Source organism: Bartonella sp. ML70XJBT.G (assembly GCF_028618575.1).
Lineage (GTDB): Bacteria > Pseudomonadota > Alphaproteobacteria > Rhizobiales > Rhizobiaceae > Bartonella.
On record NZ_JAQITA010000006.1, the window covers coordinates 1 to 22,850 of the forward strand.

The window sequence follows — 22,850 nt, forward strand, 5'->3', positions numbered from 1 at the left end:
TTGAATCTTTTGATATGTCACCATTCTTTATGCCCGTAAGAGTACGCTGTTGATTTTTGTTATTGGTAATATCGATTTTATCACCACCTGCACCCTTGCCTATAGTGATGTCTTGCGTTTCAGCATCTTGTTTAACAAGGCTATTATTCACCACATCTTTAATTTGATTTTCAACATTTGTGACAGAATTATTCACATCCGTAATCTGTTGCTTTACCTCTGTAAAAGAGCTACTCACACCAGCAAAAGCACTCGCAACATCATTATAGGACTTGTCTTCAATAGTATAGGTGGGTGCTTTACTATTCAATATATCAGCACCACCACCCAAATATTGCGATGTATTTGCAGCTATTGTTGATAAGTTTGTTTTAACACTTTCTACACTCGTTTGTATCTCAGAAAAGTTACTCTTAAGAGTTGCAACATCATTATTGGTCACAAAAAGCTGCGAACCAGTCACTGCTTCATTTGAATCTTTTGAAAGTGCTCCATTCTTTACACCAGTAAGAGTCCTATTTTCTTTATCCTTGTTAGCAATATCAATTTTATCACCACCTGTATCTTTACCAATGGTGATGTGTTGCGTCTGCTCATCTTGTACAACTAACCCACTGCCTTCTAATTGTTTTTTAACTTCCTCAAGCTGCGCAAAATTCACCGCATCTGTATTCTCTGTACCCGTTGCAACTCCTGTTATTTTTTTATTGCCAGAATTAATACCAGAAGCTGTTATGCTTGGACCATCTTCGATGATTAAACCTGTTTTATCTAAGGTATTTTCACCTGTTTTTACACTATCCAGCGTAACGTTCTTTGCTAGATCAAATTTTACCTTATTGTCGCTTTCACCTTTGGTAATTTCAAGGTTTTTACTTCCAGCTGCAAAATCTACTGTATCGTCTATCCCCACAGTTTTAGCATTTTCACCGTCAACAGAGAGTTTCCAGCCTTTGTCTACATAGGTTTGTAACGACTTTAACTGCGCAATATTGACTGCATCAGTATCTTCAGTTCCTGCTGCTACTTTTGTAATCTGTCGCGTCTTGTCTGAGGTACCAACACTTACCGCACCTCGTCCACTTTTCCATGCAACATTCGTATCAGTTGCAGCCTTCTTAAGGAGAGGATCAAAACCAAAAACACCAGAAGATACATCCGCTACAGAAGAATCACCTAAAGCAACACTCCCCATAGCCGTTGCTTTTGTATAAGCACCAAAAGCACTGCTTAACTCCCCACTTGCATTTGCATTATATCCAAAAGCAACAGAATCTTTTTTCTCTGCCTTTGAAAATACCCCTAAAGCAATACTTTGCTCTGCCTTTGCCTCTGAATAAAAGCCTACAGAAATAGCGTATTTATCCATTGCATAGGCACGATGACCAACAGCAGTGGTACCATACTCCATAGCCTTAGAAACAGCACCCAAAGCCGTTGAATAATCACCCTTCGCAGTAGTATAATCATTCTCCCCGTGCTCACTCTTCTCATTATATTCAGAACCTAATGCGGTACTGCTTTTACCTAAAGCGTGTGCCATGCGGCCTATAGCCATGCTATCTTCTTTTGTCGCCTCTGCCTCATTACCCACAGCTATACCGAATTTCCCCGTTGCCTTTGCTTTCTCACCTATAGCAACACTATGTTCACCGCTTGCTTTTGTCAGTCCACCAAAAGCAAGCGCAGCATCTCCTGACGCTTCTGCCCCCACACCTATAGCAACCGTCACCTTCCCACTTGCAAGTGCAGCAACACCAAAGGCTTGCGATCCCCCAGTCATTGCTGTTGCATTTGCACCAAATGCCACGGAATAATTCCCCTGCGCAGAAGAACCACAACCGGTTGCAAAAGAATAAATACCATAAGCCTCAGGCATGATATTTGTATCACCACCAGTTGAGTCCTTCCCCATATAACCAATGTTGCCATCTGTTTTTCCATCACCAGTCCATTTATGTGATGTTGAGCTTTGGCTATAAGGAGAAAAGCCATTAAACTTTACTTGTTCGAGAAATCTCCGATATTCTTCTTCCACAGTTATTGCAGCCCCAGTACGTGCAGCAGTGCCTCCACGACCCGTAACATTATCCACACCGCAGTAATCATCATCACCAGAAAAAACAATACTGCCATGACTCCCTTTAGAATAACTTACACTTGGAGCATTTTGACTCATATTCTTCGCTCCTGTAATGGCAAGATTTGCAGCCATCACAGGCGATACACTCGATAAAAGCACGGCCATTGCAGTTCCAAATGAAAGCTTTGCAGATACAGATAAACACCGAGAAACAGGTGAAATATTCCAATCATTTTTCTTTAGTATGGCAGGTATTTTTTTCATAATAAGTTTCCCAATGCAAAAAGTAAAATCAATATATTTATGCCACAAAAAAGACATATTTCAATTTACAAGGCTTCCTCCTTTCATCATTAATGAGTTATTAATAACTGCTGGAAAAAATTGTTTCTGTGTAACGTAATAATAAAAAGAAACCGATCTTAAGAAAACCTGAAGATTTTTTACGGTTTTTTTGTGTTAGTATTTTATTGGGACAATGATCCCGTTTAATAAATAAGTAAAAGTGTATTTTCGTGTAGATTAGTAGACTGCCGTTTTTAGAAGTCAAGTAATTCTTTTTTTTATGATCTTTTAAACTGCTTTTTAATAACTCGTAGAAGCTTTTAGTATGTGTTATTCTACATTCTTATCAAATTATAAAATGATGTGTTCTATTTTGTTACACATTTACTTGTAATGTTTTTCTTTAAAGTCTGCATTATCTTATTTTTTGACTTTATTGTTTTCTTATTAAAAAATTTTCGCCCTTGTCTTCATTGAAGACAAGGGCGAAAACGTTTACTCAAGCTATTTTATTGATTATCAGTTCAATGTCATATTGAATCCCGCACCTATACCCCAATGACCACCAGAATTCGTGACAGATACATTAGACAGAACAGATCCGCTTTCAGATGTATAACCAGCACCAAAGGCAAAGGCAGATTTATTACGCCATAAGCCGGTACCAAATCCAACACTTAATTTTCCAGGCGTTTCATTGTAGCGTAAATTGGCCACTGCTATACCAATAGCCGCTGCTTGTCTTGCTTCTTTTCTCACACCCTCAATGCTGTAATTTAAAGCATCAAATTTCATGTCCGTATAAGATTTTGCTTCATTAATAACATCGCCCATTTGGTGATTGATAATGTCATTGAAACGCTCATCCGTATATGTTTTTGCCTTATCAAGAACTACATCTATCTGCTGGTTTGTCTCCCAAAGTTGACTACCATTCACAGCTTGTTTCGAATCTTTGGATAATTCACCAGCCGCTACATTGTCTAACACGACTGGGTCACTTTCACTCACACCAGCTAATGTGACTTTATTTATTTTATCACCCTTGTCATTTTTATCATACTTAACTGCATCATTCGTAACCGTATTTTTAATATTTTCTACCTTTTGATTAATATCCTTTACACTCTCTTCAACCTTTGTAACCCTATTATTTGTCTCAAAAAGTTGACTACCATTAACGGCGTCTGTCGAGACTGCTGTTACACTACCTTTCTCTACATGCGTAATCTTACTTGGCTTTCCATTATGGTTAGCATCATAGGCTTTTTCTGTCTCATTCCAATTTAAACCACTCAATGAGACATCCTTAGCAACATTATTAATACGCTCGTTGATACTGGACAGACTTCCATTAACTCCTTCAAAAGCAGCAGCAACATTGTTATAATCTTTCTTTTTGTCATCAACACTACCATCGACTTTAAATTGCGAAACATAGAATGTGGGCTCTTTCCATTGGCCATCCTTATACTCTGCACCACCACCAAAATATCCAGTAAGGGAATTGATCACTGCATAAAGCTGAGATCCATTGATTGCATCCATTGAGTTTTTAGTGATGTCACCATTCGCAAGAAAGCTGATCTTACTATTCGTCTTTTCTTTTCCATGCTGAGCTACAAATGCTCTATCACTCTCGCTCCACAATAAAGCATCACCTTTTGTTTTATTGATTTCCTTGGTAATTTCATTGGTGATTGTATTCTGAATATTCGTGAAAGATGTACCAACAGCAGAAAATGCTTTTTCTACAGTATCATAACTTTCTTCACCTGCTGTACCATCCTTTTTAACTGTGTTAACCTTAAAAGTAGGTGCTTTCCATTCTCCATTCTTATCATAACCAGCGCCATCACTAAAATATGCGGCAAGATTATTACTCATCGAATAAAGCTGTGAACCATTGATTGCATCCGTTGAGTCAGCAGTAATGTCTCCATTTAAAAGGAATTTAAGCTTGCTCTTTGCTTTTTCTTCACCATGCTGGGCTACAAATGCTCCATCAGAAGCACTCCACAATAAGGAATCGCCTTGAACTTGTTGCGTAATATTCGTTAATTGATCAGTTACGCTCTTGATACTATTATCAAGCTGCCCCTTGTTAACAGCGTCATTGTTGTTTTTGGCATCATCCACACCAGAAATAATCCGATTTGCACCGCTTGCGTTGGCAATACTGATTTCTGTGCCTTCTGTTTTAGCACCAATCGTAAGGCGATTTGTTTCCTTATCCTGCTGAATAAAACTCTCACCCTCCATTTTGGTAATAGCATTATTAATCTGGTTGGTGATATCATTGGTCATTTTATTCTGAACATTCGTGATAGAACTACCAACTCCCTCCAAAGCTTTTGCTACATCCGGATAAGTCTTCTCTTCAGAGTTACCATCCTCTTTAACTGTGCGGACCTTAAAAGTAGGCTCTTTCCATTCTCCTTTTTCATTATAGCCAGCACCACCACCAAAATAACCTGCAAGCTTATTACTTATCGAATAAAGCTGAGAACCATTTATCGCATCCGTTGAATCAGCAGTAATATCTCCATTTAAAAGGAATTTAAGCTTACTATTCATCTTTTCTTCGCCATGCTTAGCAACAAATGCCCCATCACTCTCGCTCCACAATAAAGCGTCACCTTGAACTTGTTGCGTAATATGCGTTAATTGATCAGTTACGCTCTTGATACTATTATCAAGCTGCCCCTTGTTAACAGCGTCATTGCTGTTTTTGGCATCATCCACACCAGAAATGATCCGATTTCCACCACTTTTATTAGCAATATTGATTTCTATGCCTTCTGTTTTGGCACCAATCGTAAGGCGATTTGTTTCCTTATCCTGCTGAATAAAACTCTCACCCACCATTTTGGTAATAGCATTATTAATCTGGTTGGTAATATCATCATTAATATTCGTGAAAGTAGTACCAATACCTTCAAAAGCTTCTGCTACATTCTTATAGATTTTCTCTTCTTCTGTACCATCAGCTTTAGTTCTTTTAACTTTAAAAGTTGGAGCAAACCATTTGCCATCCTTATATTCAGCTCCACCACCAAAATAGGTAATAACCTTTTGATTTGTAGCAAAAAGTTGTGAGCCATTAATCGCATCGGTTGAGTCTTCGGTAACGTCACCACCCTTTATACCCGCAAGAATACGCTTTTCATTTTTGTTGTTGGTAATATCAATTTTATCACCATCGGTATCCTTACCAATAGTGATGTATTTCGTTTTATCATCCTGTTTCACAAAGCTACTGGCTGCAACTTGTTGTTCGACCTGTTTCTCAATTTTCTGTAGCTGTCCAAAATTTACGGCGTCAGTCTCGTCCGTACCTTCTGCTAAACCTGTTATCTTCTTACCGTCAACATTCATACCTTCAGTCGTTATTTGTGGACCGTCTGCAATTTTTAAACCCGTTCCATCTAAGGTACTTGTGCCTGCTGTTAAACTATCCAGTGTAATATTCTTTGCGAGATCAAATGTTATCTTATTGTCATCTGTGCCTTTTGTAATTTCGAAATTGCTACTTCCAGCTGCCAAATCTATCGAGCCGTCTATAGCAACAACTTTATCATTGGCACCATTAACAGATAGCTTCCAACCTTTGTCCACGTAAGTTTGTAATTCTTTCAATTGTGCAATATTCACCGCATCAGTATCTTGAGTACCAGCTGCTACCCCTGTAATTTGCCGCGATAGCATCTTAGCTTTATTACTAACACTAACAGCACCTAACTTACTTTTCCATACATAATCTGGATTTTTTGATGCATCCTTTCGCAAAGGACTATAACCAACAATATCAGCAGCAACATCAGCTACAGAATACGCCCCTATAGCAACTCCTGAATTCACTGTTGCTTGTGCTTCTGCTCCCAAAGCTACAGACGACTCCTTTGATGCAGATGCCTCAGAGCCTATAGCAACTGAAGATTCCCCATCAGCTATAGCGTCTTTAAAATCATTGCCAGTCGTGTTAATTTTTAAACCTTTTACAACCGCTGCTTCTTGTATTGCTTTGAGCTGTGCAAAATTCACCGCATCGGTCGCATTAGTACCCGTTGCCACATTAGTAATCTTTTGACTGCCAGCATTAATACCCTCAGTCGTTATCTGCGGACCATCCGTAATTTTTACGCTCTTCAGCGTTATGTTTTTCGCTAGATCAAATTTTATATTATTATCACTTCCGCCTTTGGTAATTTCAAGATTTTTACTTCCAGCTGCAAAATCTACTGTATCGTCTACCCCCACAGCTTTAGTATTTTTACCTTCAACAGATAGTTTCCAGCCCTTATCTACATAAGTTTGTAGTGACTTTAGCTGTGCAATATTTACAGCGTCAGTATCTTCTTTACCAGCCGCTACGCCTCCAATTTGCCGTGTTTTGCTCTTAGAAATATCACCAACACTCACGGCACCTTCTGTACTTTTCCATACAAAATTAGTATTTTCCTCCTTCGTCCTAAGAGGGCTATAACCCTCAATACCAGCTGCAACATTAGATACAGAAGCACTGCCTAACGCAACTCCTCCTACTACTTCAGTTACAGCATAATCCCCAAGCGTAACACTTCTCTCTTTATTCGCTTTCGAATAAAATCCCACAGAAATAGATTGTTCACCTGTTGCATATGCACGATGCCCAACAGCAGTTGCACCATCTGCAGTAGCCCTAGAAACAGAACCCAAAGCTGTTGAATAATCACCATTAGCCGTTGTATAATCATTTTCCCCATGTTCGCTCGTAGCATTATATTCACCACCCAGTGCTGTACTGCTTTCCCCCATAGCATGCGCCATATAACCTACAGCAACACTCGAGTTTTTTGGCGTTTGCGATCCCTTACCAAAATTAACACTTGTGTTTGCACGTTGTAATCCGGCATCAGGCTGCGCTATTGCAGTTGAATCATCACGCGAGGCATCAAATACACCAATGATCGCTGTATTTTCATCATGCTGTGCAAGCTGTTGTGAAGACATACTATTACGAACAGACAATTGCGGGCTGATAATAGATTGCTTCTTTTCTTCCTCTGTATTTACCGCTCTTTTCGAGCGATTACTACCATCTGCTCTAAAAGCATTTACAACAAAATTATCATCACTCCCATCAGAAAGGGTGCTCGTTAAAAAATTTGCATAGTCACTGTCACCTGCAGAAGCACTCACTTTTTGTATCAGCGCTGTATTCAACACTGTCACATAATTATCTTTTGATACATCAAGAGGTTCCAAATAACCAGTAGAGGTATGATAAGCAGAGATAACACTTTGTGGATACACCACAGCAACATTCTTTATATTCGTAGAAATTTCTTCTTTTGAATCAAGATTTTTTGCCAATACAGGAGAGACGCTCGATAAAAGCGCAGCAATTGAAGTTAATGACAGAACTTTAATAAAAGGAAAACGAGAAAATTTTAAATCAATCCCCGCTGATTTTGTACATAATTTTTTCATAAACAAATTCCCCAATGAAAAAAAATTAACTATAAACACAAAAAAGACATATTTAAATGTAGATGCTAAAGGCCCCCCGATTTGTTTTTTTCTAACGTATTCAGAAAATTAAAGCGTAATTGAAAAGAGAGAGAAATTACGTTTAGTTAAAGTGAATGTGTTCGTCTTTTTTAAAGAAAACAAGAAGTATCTTTTTGTATATTGGTTAATATTTATTTAATTTTTTAGACTGATTGATTATTTTTTGCAAGGGAATGTTGTTTTCTTAGTTTTTGATCTGCCCTTTTTATTTAATAATAACTTATTGCACTGTAAAAAAGGTTTTTTCTTTGTTTAGTAAAGCGCTGAAAAGGAGTGTTTTTTGAAAAAAATAAGCTTAATATTAGGGGCTTAGTGATTTTTCTTGAAAAATGTGTGAAGAAGTGTTGTTGTTTCTAGATTCTGCGTTTGTACTTCGTTTTTCCTAAACGCATTACAAGGTTAGAATGGTATCACTGTTTTTACAGTTCAATACAAAAAGTAGATGTATGTTAGAATGTACTATGTGCTATTATCAAATGCTGCTTGACTTTTTTGCTAAATAAAGGCATTTATACTTCTATTTCTCTTCTTTCAGTGCAAAAGTACTAAAGAATGCTGTTTCATTATCAGCACTATAATTTTGTATGCCTTCAGCACCTGTTATGACAGCAATAAAGAGATAAATCGGTAAATGCGTATTTTATGATAAGTTCGTAACTTGTTTTCTGTAGAAATTAATTAATCCATTGGTTTTAGAGCTCTTTTAAACTGCTTTTAGCAGAAAATATTCATGTGTGGTATTTTACCTTTTTACCAGATTATACATGGGTTAGAAAAAGAGCTTTATTACGCATGTTGTGTTTTGTTTTACTCTTCAGCTCTTTATAATTTATTGCTTTTAAGATTTAATTCACCCTTTATTATCTCATTTATAACTTTAGTTGTTTCTTATCAAAAGAAATTTTTTCCCTTGTCAATTAAGATAAAGGAAAAAATTCTCTTAAAATTTAGTTTTCATATTATTTTATTTTCAGAGTTATCGCACCGCCTACTCCCCAATGACCACCAGCACTCGTTGCAGATAGATTAGAGCGAATTTTTCCATTTTCAGACGTATAACCAGCACCAAGAGCAAATGCAGATTGTCCACGCCACGTGCCGCTACCAAATGAGACACTCAAAGATCCTGGATCATCGAAGTAACGTAAATTAGACACGGCTAAACCAATGGCTGCTGCTTGCCTTGCCTCTTTACGTACATTCTTAATATCATAAGTTAAAATATTAAACTTCATATCTGTATATTGGTCAGCCCGATCAACAGCATCATCAATGGCATTAATAACGATATTCTTCACCTGACTATCCGTATATTTTTTTGCATCATCGAGAACTATCTTCATTTGTTGTTCAGTATAGTCATGCAGTTGTCCACCATTAATAGCTTCTTTCGAACCTTTCTCAATGCGACCATCAGCGACATTATCAATCATAACAGGTTCACTAGGATCGCCACCTTTCAACGTGATTTTATTGGTTTTTTGACCAGTTTTATCTGTGTCATAGCGAACAGTATTTTCAGCAATACTGTTAATCCTATTATCAATATTATCAACTTTTGCATCAATATTGAGAACTGTTTCACCAATATCAGCAATAGTATTAGAAATGTTATCAACTCTATTGGAGATATGTTGAACATCTTTTTCAACACCAGAAATACGCTCATTGGTTTCCCATAATTGCCCTCCATTTACAGCTTCTTTCGAGTCTTTTTCAATTTTACCATTGGCAACGCTATCAATCTTGCTTGCTTTGCCTTTATGACTAGCGTCATACATCCCTTTCTGCTCATTCCAATTTAAGCTATTGGAAGAGACATTCTTTTCAACATTTTGAATGCGGTTGTTTATCTTCGACATACTCTCACTTACACCGTCAAAAGCACTGGCAACATTATTATAGCTTATCTTCTTACCAACAGTACCATCAACATTGAATTGCGCAACTTGGAAATTAGGAGCTGTCCATTTTCCATCCTGATAGCCAGCACCACCACCAAAATACATAGCAAGTTGATTGCTCATCAAATAAAGTTGATTGCCTGTGATGGCTTCCATTGAGCCCTCTGAAATATCTCCATCTGCAAGAAACTTCAGTTTGCTCTTGCCTCTTTTATCTCCTTTTCCATGAAGAGCTACAAATGCTTCATCCGCATCGCTCCACAACAAAGCATCCCCTTTAACTTCTTGAGTAATGTTTGTAATTTTTTCATTAACATCTTTGACTACATTCGTCAGATGCGTATTCACATTGTTGATATTCACATCAAGTCCCGTTAATGCTGAACCAACATCATAAAAAGCAAAATCTTTCGATGTTCCATCCTCAGAAATACGCGATAAATGATAGTGCGGACCAAACAAGATACCATCACTAAATTCCGCATCACCACCAAAAATGCCCGCTACATCTCGGGATATTTTTTCAATCTGGCTACCATTAATTGCATCATGCGACCCTTCTGCAATTATACCAGCTTGTACATTATGGAGAGCAACTGGTGCCATAGTCTTATCACCACCTAAAGTCACACTCTTATAATTAATGGTTCCATTTTCTTTATCGTAGAGAACTGCAGCAGCACTTGCCAAATTAATATCCTTAGAAATCTTCTCTATACTTTTATCAAGCTGGGCTTTATTAACAGCTTCATTGTTCGCAACAGCCGCCTTCACACCAGAAATAGTCCGATCTTCACCCGATTTGTTTGTAATATTAATTACAGAACCGCCTGTTGCCTTACCTATGGTGATGGTACCTTCATTTTTTTCCTGCTTAACGAGGCTGTTTTCTGTCACATTCGCAATCTGATTTTGGATATTCGTGATAGAAGTATCAACAGCATTAAAAGTCGATTCAACATCATTATGTGGTTTGCCTTGAATGATGTAAGTGGGTGCCTTACCGTTCGATACATCTGCACCTCCACCAAAATACTTTGATATATTGGTGTTTATATCTTTAAAATTCTCATTTATATCAGTAATAGCACTCTTAACCTCAAACAATTGCGAACCATTTATCGCATCGGTCGAATCTTTACTGATGTCTCCATTGGCAAGAAACTTAATTTTGCTATTTGTTCTGCCCTCTCCATGCTGTGCTACAAATGCCTGCTCATCATCGCTCCACAACAAGACATTCCCTTTAACTTCTTGAGTAATATTCGTGATTTTTTCATTAACATCTTTGACCACATTCGTCAGATGCGTATTCACACTCTTCACATTTGTATCAAGCCCTGTTAAAGCATCACCAACATTATAATAGTTAGCTTTTGCCACCTGACCCTCTTCAACAATAACAGATAAGCTATATTTTGGTCCTTTAAAGGCGCCATTAACAAATTCTGTGCCACCACCAAAATAGTTTGCAATATCCTTAGATATTTTATTAATCTGGCTACCATTAATAGCATCGTGGGAATCTTGGGAAATTCTGCCATCTTTAACATTAAGAAGAGCAACCGGTCCGTTATTTTCTACTCCACCTAACGTTACACGACCATAATTAACGATACCATCCTCATTTTTATCGTAGAGAACCGCAGCAATGCTTGCTGTTTCAATATCTTTAGAAATTTTCTCTATGCTTTTATCAAGCTGGTCTTTGTTGACAGCTTCATCACCCTTCTCTGCTGCCTGCACACCAGAAATCTTGCGTGTTAGCTTACCAACACCTGCAATATTGATTTCAGTACCAGCGGTATCCTTACCAATAGTAATCGCACCCTCATTTTCTTCCTGCTTAATGAGGCTATTTTTTGTCACATTCGCAATCTGATTTTGGATCTTCGTGATAGAAGTATCAACAGCATTAAAAGTAGATTCAAAATCATTATGTGATTTGCCTTGAATGGTGTAAGTTGGTGCCTTACCATTAGATACGTCTGCACCTCCACCAAAATATTTAGATGTATTTTTAGCAATCTCGAAGAGCTGGGAACCATTTATGGCATCTGTTGATGTTTGAGATAGTTCTCCCTTTCTTACACCAGAAAGGGTTCTCTCTTGATTATCTTTATTTACAATACTGATTTTTGTGCCACCTGTTGCTTTACCAACAGTAATAAGATTGTCTTCTCCATCCTGTTTAACAATGCTATTTTCTGTTATATTAGAGATCTGATTATGAATATTTGTGAAAGAATTATTCACACCTTCAAAAGCATCAGCAACATTATTATAAGGCTGCTTAGAGGAAGTACCATCATCCTCAAAGTGGATAACCTTAAAGATAGGGGCATGCCACTCTTTTTGATCATCATATCCAGCTCCACCACCAAAATAAGATGCAGTATCATTCATCGCATAGATGAGATGATTATTGACATGTCTGATATTGGTATCGAGCCCCGATAAAGCTGAACCAACATCATTATATTCATTACCTTTTACCTCACCGTTTTTATCAATAGTAGTTAAATTATACCTAGGTCTTTTAAAAATACCATTCTCAAATTTTGTGCCACCACCAAAAAATTCTGCAATATCTCCAGATATCTGATTAATTTGGTTCCCATTAATCGCATCATGTGAATTTTCAGCAATTTTGCCATCTTTGACATTAAGGAGTGCAACTGGTGCCGTAGTCTTATCACCACCTAAAGTCACACTATTATAATTGACAGTGCCATCTGTATTTTTATCGTAGAGGACAGCAAAGCTATTTGCTTCTTTAATGACCTTAATACTGTCCGTGATATCTGCAATTTCACCATCGAGTTGTTTTTTATTAACGGCTTCATCATCATTCTCTGCTGCTTTCACACCAGAAATAGTCCGGTCTTTACCTGATTTATTTGTAATATTAATCTCTGCGCCTTCTATTTCCTTACCAATGGTGATACGATTTGTCTCTTCTTCTCGCTTAACAAGGCTATTACTTTTTATGGTGTCAACAATATCTGCAATTTCACCATCGAGTTGTTTTTTATTAACAGCTTCATCATCATTCTCTGCTGCCTTCACACCGGAAATTGTACGAGCATCACCTGATTTGTTTGTAACATTAATTACAGAACCACCTATCTCTTTACCTATGGTGATCCTACCTGCTTCTCCCTCATCTTGCTTGACAAGACTATTTTTTACTATTTGATCTTTTGTCTCTTGTAGCTGTGCAAAATTCACTGCATCGGTATCTTCTTCCCCTGCCGCTACTCCTTTAATCGTTTTATCACCAGCATGAATGCCATTAACAGTTATGCTCGGCCCCTTACCACCTTCAAACCCAAAGCCAACAGCACTCATAATGCTTTCTCCTGCTGTGACAGTCATTACATTAATATCATCAGCTAAAGCAAATTTGACATTATTATCTGTTTGACCTTTTGTAATCTTAAGGTTGTTATTTGCTGTTGATAAATCTACCACGCTCGTTATACCAACCGTTGTAGCATCTTTCCCTCCAACAGATAGCTTCCAACCTTGGTCTACGTACAGTTCTAACGCTTTTATCTGTCCAACATTAGCAGCATCAGTAAATAGAGTACCAGCTGCTACCCCTTGAATCTGGCGTGATAGAGTATTCTTATGATCACCAACAGTCACTGCAGGTGCAGTACTTTTCCATGCGAAGTTGTCAGTATTTGCAGGACCTTTTCGCAAAGAACTATAACCTACCTCACCAGCAGGCGTTTTTGTTGCAGAACCGTCTCCAAGAATAACATTACCATATGCTCGCGTCTCAGATTTAGTCCCTATAGCAATATCTGCATTACCTTCAGCTCTTGCTCTTGAAGAATAATCATTCACGAATGTATACTCCTCAATGCCATCTTGGTGATTGTATTCGGAATCTATAGCGCTATTGCTTAGCCCTAAAGCGCGAGCCATGGATCCTATAACAGCACTTTTCTTCTTTGTCGTATATGTCTTTGGATTTAAAACAATAGCATTTTTAGTCTTCTTGTCTTGCTTTGAATTAGAAACAACAACAATCCCCGCTGTAAAGATATTTTGTGCATCTTCCCTTATAGACCTTCCGTCAACTGTTAAAACATTTATGACAGAATTATAACCACTCATACCACTGTTATCATCAGTATAAGGAGAAAGAATAGTTTGCGGATAAACCACAGCAGTATTCTTTACACTTTCAAGAGATACTTTTGTTAAATCAAGTTTTGCTGAAAAAACAGGAGAAACATTTGATAAAAATAAGACCACCGCAGTGCCCAATAAAACTCCTTTAAAAAACGAGATCCTATCATGTGAACGAGAAAATTTTAAATCACATGCCGTTTGTGTCGTATATAATTTTTTCATAATACCCCCCCCATAATAATACATTTTAAACACAAAAGACACATTCTAGAGTTTTAAAGCTCTCTCTTTTCTTTGCGTATTTGTGCTTTTACAGCGTGTTTTTAGACTATAAATAAAACAAGATATAAGCTGTTATTGCTACATCACCTTTAAGGGGATTTAGGAGCCTATTTGTGAAAATCAATGTGGGGAACATAAAAAAGTGATTTTCATCATTAAATATGTTTTCGTTTTTATCAAAGATGACGCACTGTTTGTTTAATTGTATCCTCTGTGAGTTAGCGTAATCTTTATGCTTATGGATCATTCTGTTAAGAGAGGGGTTATTATTCACGGATAAGATTTTTTACTTCATGAAAGGATTTTAAAGCTCTTACCAAAATGCCCCTGCTTCATCAAAGCAAGGGCAAAGAATGTGTTTAAAAAAGTTTTCGAATATCAGTTCAGAGTCATATTGAATCCCGCACCTACACCCCAATGGCCGCCAGAAGTGGTGACAGATACATTAGACCGAATATCTCCTTTCTCTGATGTATAACCAGCACCAAAGGCAAAGGCAGATTGGCTACGCCATAAGCCACTCCCAAATCCAACACTTAATTTTCCAGGTGTATCATTGTAGCGTAAGTTCGCTACTGCTAAACCAATAGCCGCTGCTTGTCTTGCTTCTTTTCGTGCCCCCTCAATACTGTAATTTAAAGCTTCAAACTTCATATCGGTATAATGTTTAGACTTATCAACAGCATCGTCAATCGCATCAATAACGATATTATTTACCCGTTGATCTGTATAGCGCTTCGATTCATCGAGAACGATTTTCATCTGTTCTTTGGTGTAGTCATGGAGTTGCCCACCATTTACAGCTTCTTTTGAACCCTTCTCAATGCGACCATCAGCAACATTGTCAATCATGACAGGTTCACTAGGATCACTTCCTTTCAAAGTGATTTTATTGGTTTTCTTACCGCTTGCATCTCTGTCATAGCGAACAGCATCCTCAGCAATGTTGTTAACCTTGTCATCAATCTTATCAACTTTAGTATCAATATTGATAACTATATCACCAATATCCTCAATCGTATTGGAAATATTATCAACTTTTTTGTCGATAATCTCAACATGATTTTCAACATCCGTAACGCGATTTTCAACCTTTGCAACACGCTCATTGGTTTGCCAAAGTTGTCCACCATTCACCGCTTCTTTGGAACCTTTTGCAATTTTACCATCGGCCACATTGATAATCTTACTTGGCGTTCCATCATGAGTAGCATCATAGGCTTTTTTATCACTATTCCACTTTAACGCATCTAAATCGCTCTTGTTGATGACATCATCAATACGGTTATTAATGTTTGACATATTCTTATTGACGTCACCAAAAGCATCAGCAACATTACCATGGGTTTTTTCAACCGTCGTACCATCAACATTGACTTGAACAATCTTGAATTGAGGTGCTGTCCATTGGCCATTTTCATATTTAGCACCACCGCCGAAATAAGCAGCAATCTTAGCACCCATCGCATAAAGCTGGCTACCATTGATTGCATCTGTTGAATTTGCAAAAATGTCACCATCTACGAGATATTTAAGCTTGCTGTTTGTCTTCTTGCCATCTTTTTCATGACGTGCAACAAATGCTTGCTCCTCATCATCCCACAATAACGCATCTTTGGAGATATCTTCAATTTTCTGATTAAAGTTATTAGCTACATTTGTTATACGATTATTTACACTTTTGACATTCGCATCAAGCCCCGTTAAAGCATCACCAACATTATAATAGTTAGCTTTTGCTACCTGACCCTCTTCAACAATAACAGATAAGCTATATTTGGGTCCTTTAAAAGTACCGCCAACAAACTTTGCATCACCACCAAAGTAATTTGCAATATCTCTTGATATTTTATTAATCTGGCTACCATTAATAGCATCGTGGGAATCTTGGGAAATTCTGCCATCTTTAACATTGAGAAGAGCAACCGGTCCGTTGTTCTTATCACCACCCAAAGTTACGCTACCATAATTAACGATACCACCTTCATCTTTATCATAGAGAACCGCAGCAGCGCTTGCTGTCTCAATATCTTTAGAAATTTTCTCTATGCTTTTATCAAGTTGATTTTTGTTAACAGCTTCATCGCCCTTCTCTGCTTCCTGCACACCAGAAATCTTGCGTGCTATTTTACCAACACCTGCAATATTGATTTCAGTACCAGCTGTATCCTTACCAATAGTGATAATACTTGTTACACCTCCTTCTTGCTTAACAAGATTATTTTTTTCCAAATTAGAGATTTTATTATCAATCTTATGGATAGAAACATTCACACCCGTGAAAGCCTCTGTAACATTATTATATGAATTTCCATCAATAAGGAAAGTAGGTTGTATCCCTTCAATTACATCTGTGCTACCACCAAAATATTCCGATATGTTTTGAGCAATATTGAAAAGCTGAGAACCATTGATGGCATCTGTTGAATCTTCCGTAACATCACCCTTCAAAAGAGAGGTAATTTTACTGTCTGTTTTACCTTCACCTTTTTCATGGCGTGCAGAAAATGCTCTCTTCCCATCATCCCACAAGAGGGCATCTTGAGAGAACTTATTAAATTTATTGTCTACATATTGTACATGTTTATTGACATTTTTGACATTCGCATCAAGCCCTGTTAAAGCATCACCAACATTGTCAAAGATCTTCTGTTCTACATTACCATCTGCAGAAACTGTAGATAAATTATATCTTGGACCTACAAAAGCACCATCCTGAAATGCTGCATTACCACCAAAAAATTGTGCTATATCTCCTGATATCTTATTAATCTGGCTGCCATTAATAGCATCAGTTGAAGCCTTTCCCAGGTTACCATCTGCAACACCAGAAATAACTCGATTTTGGCCGTTAGAGTTGGCAATACTGATTTTTGTGCCATCTTTTTGCGCACCAATAGTGATAAGCTTCTGGTCTTCTATCCATTTAACTAGACTATTGCCTGTTACATTGTTAATCTGACTATAGATATCTGTGATAGAAGTATCAACAGCATCAAAAGCATCAGCAACATTCTGGTAATTGTTCTTAACAATACCACCATTCGTGTCACGCCGAGAAACCTTGAAAGTAGGAGCTTGCCATTTGCCTTTCTCATACTTAGCGCCACCACCAAAATAGTCTGCAATATCATTAAATCCAATAATCATTGTGTGGTCAACATGAAAGACATTTTTATTAACTGCATCTAAAGCTGAACCAACATCACTATATCGCTTTATAGCTATTGTACCATCTTCATCAATAGTCGTTAACTGATATTTTGGACCTACAAAAGCACCATCCTGAAATGCTGCATCTCCACCCAAAAATTGTGCTATATCTCCTGATATCTTATTAATCTGGCTGCCATTAATAGCATCAGTTGAAGCCTTTCCCAGGTTACCATCTGCAACACCAGAAATAACTCGATTTTGGCCGTTAGAATTGGCAATACTGATTTTTGTGCCATCTTTTTGCGCACCAATTGTGATAAGCTTCTGGTCTTCTATCCATTTAACTAGACTATTATCTGCTACCTCTTTTATTTTCTCTTCTACTTTTTGTAACTGTGAAAGATTCACCGCATCCGTGTATAAAACACCGTCTGCTACGTTTCTAATCTCTCTATCTCCAGCATCAATACCGCCATATGTTATACTTGGACCATGTCTAATCGCTAAGCCCTTATCATTTATAGTAACTTCGTTACCTACTTTTATGTTTTTAACTTTAATAAGTTCGTTTAAATCAAATTTTACTTCGTTATCATTGCCTCTTACAATTTTGATATTTTTGTGACTATCCTGATCCATAGCAGCTACAAATTTTACTGTACTTTCTGCCCCAATATCTGTAGCATCATCACCATCAACAGAAAGCTTCCAGCCCGTTTTGATGCCTGATGTGATTTCTTTTAACTGCGAAAGATTCACCGCATCTTCATCTAAAACACCATTTGCTACTCTGCTAATCGTTTTACCACCCGCGTCAATACCCCCCTTTGTTACTCTTGGTCCATCTTTAATCATTAAACCTGCGTTACTTAAAGAAGTTATTCCTGTTTCTACACGATTAACTTTAATATAATCATTTAAATCAAAGGATACTTTATTGTTTTCGTCTTTTATAATTTTAATATTTGTGACCTCATCATTTTCACTACCATCATCATTTTTATGCTTAATGGCAACAAAATCTACTGTGCTACCTGCTGTAACATCTGTAGCATTTTGACCATCAACAGAAAGCTTCCAGCCGCTCCCTTTTCCTACAAATCTTTTCAGCTGCCCAAAATTCACTGCTTCATCATCTTCAGTCGCCTCTAACACTTTTGTGATGTTTGTATAGCCAGCATTAATACCATCCACAGTCATACTTGGGCCACTATCACCATTAATAAAAAAGCCATCATCATTCATAATGCTTTCTCCTGCTGTGACAGTCATTACATTAATATTATCAGCTAAATCAAACTTTACTTCATTGTTGGTGCCTCTTACAATCTTGATATTTTTATTAAGGTCATCATCTTCAACGGCTATAAATTTTACTGTACTACCTGCTCCAACATCTGTAGTCTCTTCATCTTCAACAGCAAGTTTCCAGCCTGTTTTTATCCCTGCTGTCAAATCTTTCAGCTGCTTAAAATTCACTGCATCGGTATCATCAGTCCCCTCTACTACTTTCGTAATCTTTTTACTACCAGCATCAATACCAGCAGTCGTGATTTGAGGACCATTACCATTAACAAAAGCAAAACCTGCTTCACTTATAAGAGTATTCCCTGCGGTGACACTTTTTACTGTAATATTATCAGCTAAACCAAATGTGACATTGTGGTCACTATCTTTTTCTATTTTGATATTCTTTTTATTTTCGTTGCCAGCTGCTTGTAAATTTACCATGCCATTTGGACCAATAGCTGTAGCATCTCCACCTTCAACAGCAAGTTGCCAAATTGTCTTATTTGCTTTTGCCATAGCTTTCAGCTGTTTCAAATTCACCGCATCGTTATCTTCTTCCCCGTCTGCCACATTTTTAATAGCTTGATTGCCAGCATCAATACCGTCAATAGTCATGCGTGGACCGTTGTCACTATTAATAATAAAGCCATCGTTACTCATAGAGCTTTGGCCAGTAGTGACACTTGTTAACTTAAGATTATCACTCAAGGCAAATTGGATTTTATGCTTATTATCTGCAGTGTTTTTTACAACTTTTAAGTTATCTTGTCCTACGTTACTCTTTGTCACTGAAAAATCTACGGTATTGCCTGCATTAACATTTGTAGGATCTGTATCGTTAGCAGAAATTTTCCAACCTCCTCCTCCTGCTATGACTTCTCTCATAGCTTTCAACTGTGCAACATTTACTGCATCAGTATCAGCACTACCAGCAGCCACACCAGTAATTTGTCGTGTTAGATTACCATTACCTGTGCCACCAACTTCACCAACGCTAAAAGCACCTGTTGTGCTGATCCATGCCATATTATTTGTTTCTGTCGTATCACCATCAAGGTAAGGGTCGTACCCCTTAACCCCTTTTGCTCTATCAGAAACAGCCCCTCCACCCACAGCAACACCATCATGAACAAGTACCTGTGCATTTGCACCAATAGCAACCGAATCTTCTTCTTTAGCGAAAGTATCTGTACCTATAGCAATGGCATTTTTAGCAACCGCTATGGCTTTTCTATTTGGATCATTAGGATCAGTTCTGTCAGAACGCCTGCTACCTATTGCGATGGAACCTGAAGCTTTCGCTTCAGCAGATAAACCTATCGCAATCGCATAATTATCTTCTGCTTTTGCTTCAGCACCTAAAGCAATACTTCTGTTACCAGCTGCAGTTGCAAGACCACCAATAGCAACTGCAGCCTCTCCTGATGTTTCTGAACTCACTCCCATAGCAACACTTGCTCTACCGCTTGCAAGCGCAGCAACACCAAAAGCTTGCGCTCCACCAGCTTTTGTGGTTGCACCAGCACCAAATGCCGTTGAGTAGTTCCCTGTTGCCGAAGCTCCACACCCCGTGACAAAAGAATAAACACCATAAGCTTCAGGCAAAATATTCTGAGATCCCCTTGTAGCTGTTCCCATATAACTCGCTTTGGGATCACTAAGGACCCCATCGGACACCCAAGTAACTTTTTTAGTAGTTGTACCATAAGGATTACGACCACTGTCTGTTGCTTGGTCATAAATAAAATTTTCAAACTCTTGTTCTGCAGATATTTTATTAGCAATTCCCTGCTGTTGCGTCCCCCCACGTCCAACAACATTATCCACACCACAGTAGTCATCATCACCAGCAAAGACGATACTCCCATGACTGCCAAATGGATAGGGAACATCAATACCACTCGAATTACGAACAACTGCCCCTGTTGTAGAAACACCCGCAGCGAAAACGGGAGAGACACTTGATAAAAGTGCAGCCATGGCGGTTCCTAATGAGACCGCTTTAAGCAAATTTGATTTTGAATATTTGTTCATAAAAAAAACCCCTCCAACAGAGCTCAATATCATTACAACGCGCAAAAACTCCCACGGCAAAACCCTGCTTGCGCACCTAAAAACGAATAAAAAGGTAAAGCTGTCCCCTCCTGATGCCGGCGTTTCTTACGGCTTCATCCTAAAGTCTCAGTAAAACATTGAATCTAGAAAAGTCCCCAACCCTTTTAGCTAGAGGGATTCAAGCTAAAAATAAATAAAAACACAAACTTTGAGAATATTACATCATTTCCATCCAAACATATCGCGATTTAGCTCATAATAAAAATAGCTTCTTAAAGAGCAACTCTACCTTTCAAATAAAGCGCATAAACAGAATGGCAAGAGTATGAAAAATAATTTTTCAATAATTTGCAAAATTCTTCTCATTAAATACAAAAAGAGTTCTTTATAATAACTGTTCTTATAAACATAAATTTATTTTTGTTAACTTATAACATCATGTGATAAATAATGATCATACTCATCAACGCATTTTTTCTACGAGATACTCTATCCTAGAAGAGGCGTGTTCGAAAAAACTTTTCCATTTATTGCTCTATAATATCAGTCTTCACTTTTCTGAGCGATTTTATCTTCGTAAAGCAGAGTTTTTTTCATAAATGTCTCTTAAGAATGAGCATCTAAAACAAACTTTCAAAACATTTTTTACAAATAAACCATGCTCTCTCTGTTTTTTGTACAAAAATACAAAATATTTTCTGAAAATGAATAGCTTATAGATTTTTGATTTCCTAAACAGACATTATAGAAAAATGCATATTGCTAAATCCAAGATGTTATCACAAAGACAATTGCTGATATTCTTTGAACATTCTCAAAATATATCACTCGGATATCGGTATGTTTAGATATCCTATTATCTAAAATACATATTTTAGTGAATTTTCTGACTTCTCAAAGATAAGACACTTACAGCGTTCTCTTCTTATCAAATGTTATGTTTTGAAAACTTGCTTTTTCTTTATGAAAGTAAATACAAAAACTTTACCAAAATAATAAAAGACTGAAAAACCAAACTATTCGCAGGTCAAGCCTTTATAATTGCTCTCTTTTGCCTTTGAATATCATTCGTTCATTTGTTTCTTGACAAAGATCTCTACAGTATATTTGGAAATAAATATGCACGTTGTGCAAATCTTTTTCTGTATCCAAAATGATCAAAAGCCAATAAAATGAATTTTCTGTATTATCTGAAGCTTTGTATCCTATAGAAAAAAATTCAACGAAAAATATGTCTTAGAGATATTTACCATTCAAGGCACTGTTTTTGAGAGAATATTTTTATAGCAAAAAAGATTTTTCTTTTGAGATCATTCATCTGTCTCTTTTGTCGTTGTTTGCTGTGCCTTTTCAGCTTCGATTTGGCGTTTTAAATGAAGTTTTAACAAAGGCAAAGTGGCTTCAACTTCTTCCATATCATAGATGTTTTGAATAAGCTCTTGCAATCTTCCATAAAGCTCTGCTGCTAATTCCGCCACATCTTCAGGAGAAAGTATTATTTTTGCATCATGATAGGTTGTATCAGCTAAATGCCCAAGCTTTTTCATCAGCCCTACAGGAATCGCTTGCGGTTTAAAACCAGCAGCTTTTGCCTTGGCTATGTCTGCGAACATTTCACCTGTACCAGTTATCAACCAATCTAATGAAACACCGCAAATTTCTTTGTATTTAGAGAGAGCAGAGGCGGTAGGTTCACTGATGCCCGTCTCATAAGTTCCTATAGAACCAGCAGTTACCCCAAGATGTTCAGCAAATTGTTTACGCTCGGTAAAACCAAGTGCGCGCCGCACTTCACGAAAACGTCTTGCCAATTCGGTTTTAGGTTCTTTTTCAGGACGTGCCAAAAAATTACTCCAAAATCAATATAATTGTTGACTAAATAATTATATTGATTTATATCTCCTATCACTGCCCGTTAAGGTCGGCGGTTATTTAAATAAACCCCACAAAAATGGATGCTTTACCATCTATTTAAGCAGGAGCGAAATTTATGACAATCACACAAAAAATGCGATCGCCGTGGTATTTTGTTAAACTGCCCCGTTGTCATATGACCTTGGAAAAAGTACAAAAACCTCTTACAAACTATTTTCCAG

5 protein-coding genes and 1 pseudogene are annotated in these 22,850 nt (G+C 37.4%); 1 reads left to right on the forward strand and 5 read right to left on the reverse strand.

Annotated features, from left to right (window positions below; all coding sequences use genetic code 11):
- The 4 genes and pseudogenes from PVV64_RS03905 to PVV64_RS03920 form a co-directional block, all read right to left on the reverse strand.
- Positions 1–2,347, reverse strand: a pseudogene (locus tag PVV64_RS03905) (hypothetical protein); the annotation flags it as partial.
- Between the two features lie 540 nt (positions 2,348–2,887).
- Positions 2,888–7,840 (reverse strand): Vomp family autotransporter, encoded by a 4,953-nt coding sequence (locus PVV64_RS03910; protein WP_273759907.1) that lies wholly within the window; start codon positions 7,838–7,840, stop codon positions 2,888–2,890.
- Positions 7,841–8,880: 1,040 nt separating this feature from the next.
- The gene (locus tag PVV64_RS03915; RefSeq protein ID WP_273759908.1) at positions 8,881–14,193 is read right to left on the reverse strand and encodes a Vomp family autotransporter; all 5,313 of its coding nucleotides are present in this window, start codon (positions 14,191–14,193) and stop codon (positions 8,881–8,883) included.
- A gap of 438 nt (positions 14,194–14,631) precedes the next feature.
- The gene (locus tag PVV64_RS03920) at positions 14,632–20,679 is read right to left on the reverse strand and encodes a Vomp family autotransporter (RefSeq protein ID WP_404978413.1); all 6,048 of its coding nucleotides are present in this window, start codon (positions 20,677–20,679) and stop codon (positions 14,632–14,634) included.
- Between PVV64_RS03920 and PVV64_RS03925 the strand changes: the two genes are divergently transcribed.
- Positions 20,678–20,887, forward strand: a complete 210-nt coding sequence (locus tag PVV64_RS03925) for a hypothetical protein (RefSeq protein ID WP_273759688.1) — start codon at positions 20,678–20,680, stop codon at positions 20,885–20,887. The two genes, PVV64_RS03920 and PVV64_RS03925, sit on opposite strands and share 2 nt — an antisense overlap.
- A 1,177-nt stretch (positions 20,888–22,064) precedes the next feature.
- Here the strand turns inward: PVV64_RS03925 and PVV64_RS03930 are convergent.
- A complete protein-coding gene (locus PVV64_RS03930) occupies positions 22,065–22,598 on the reverse strand; it encodes a helix-turn-helix domain-containing protein (protein ID WP_273759690.1) in 534 nt (177 codons plus the stop codon).
- Positions 22,599–22,850: the final 252 nt, after the last annotated feature.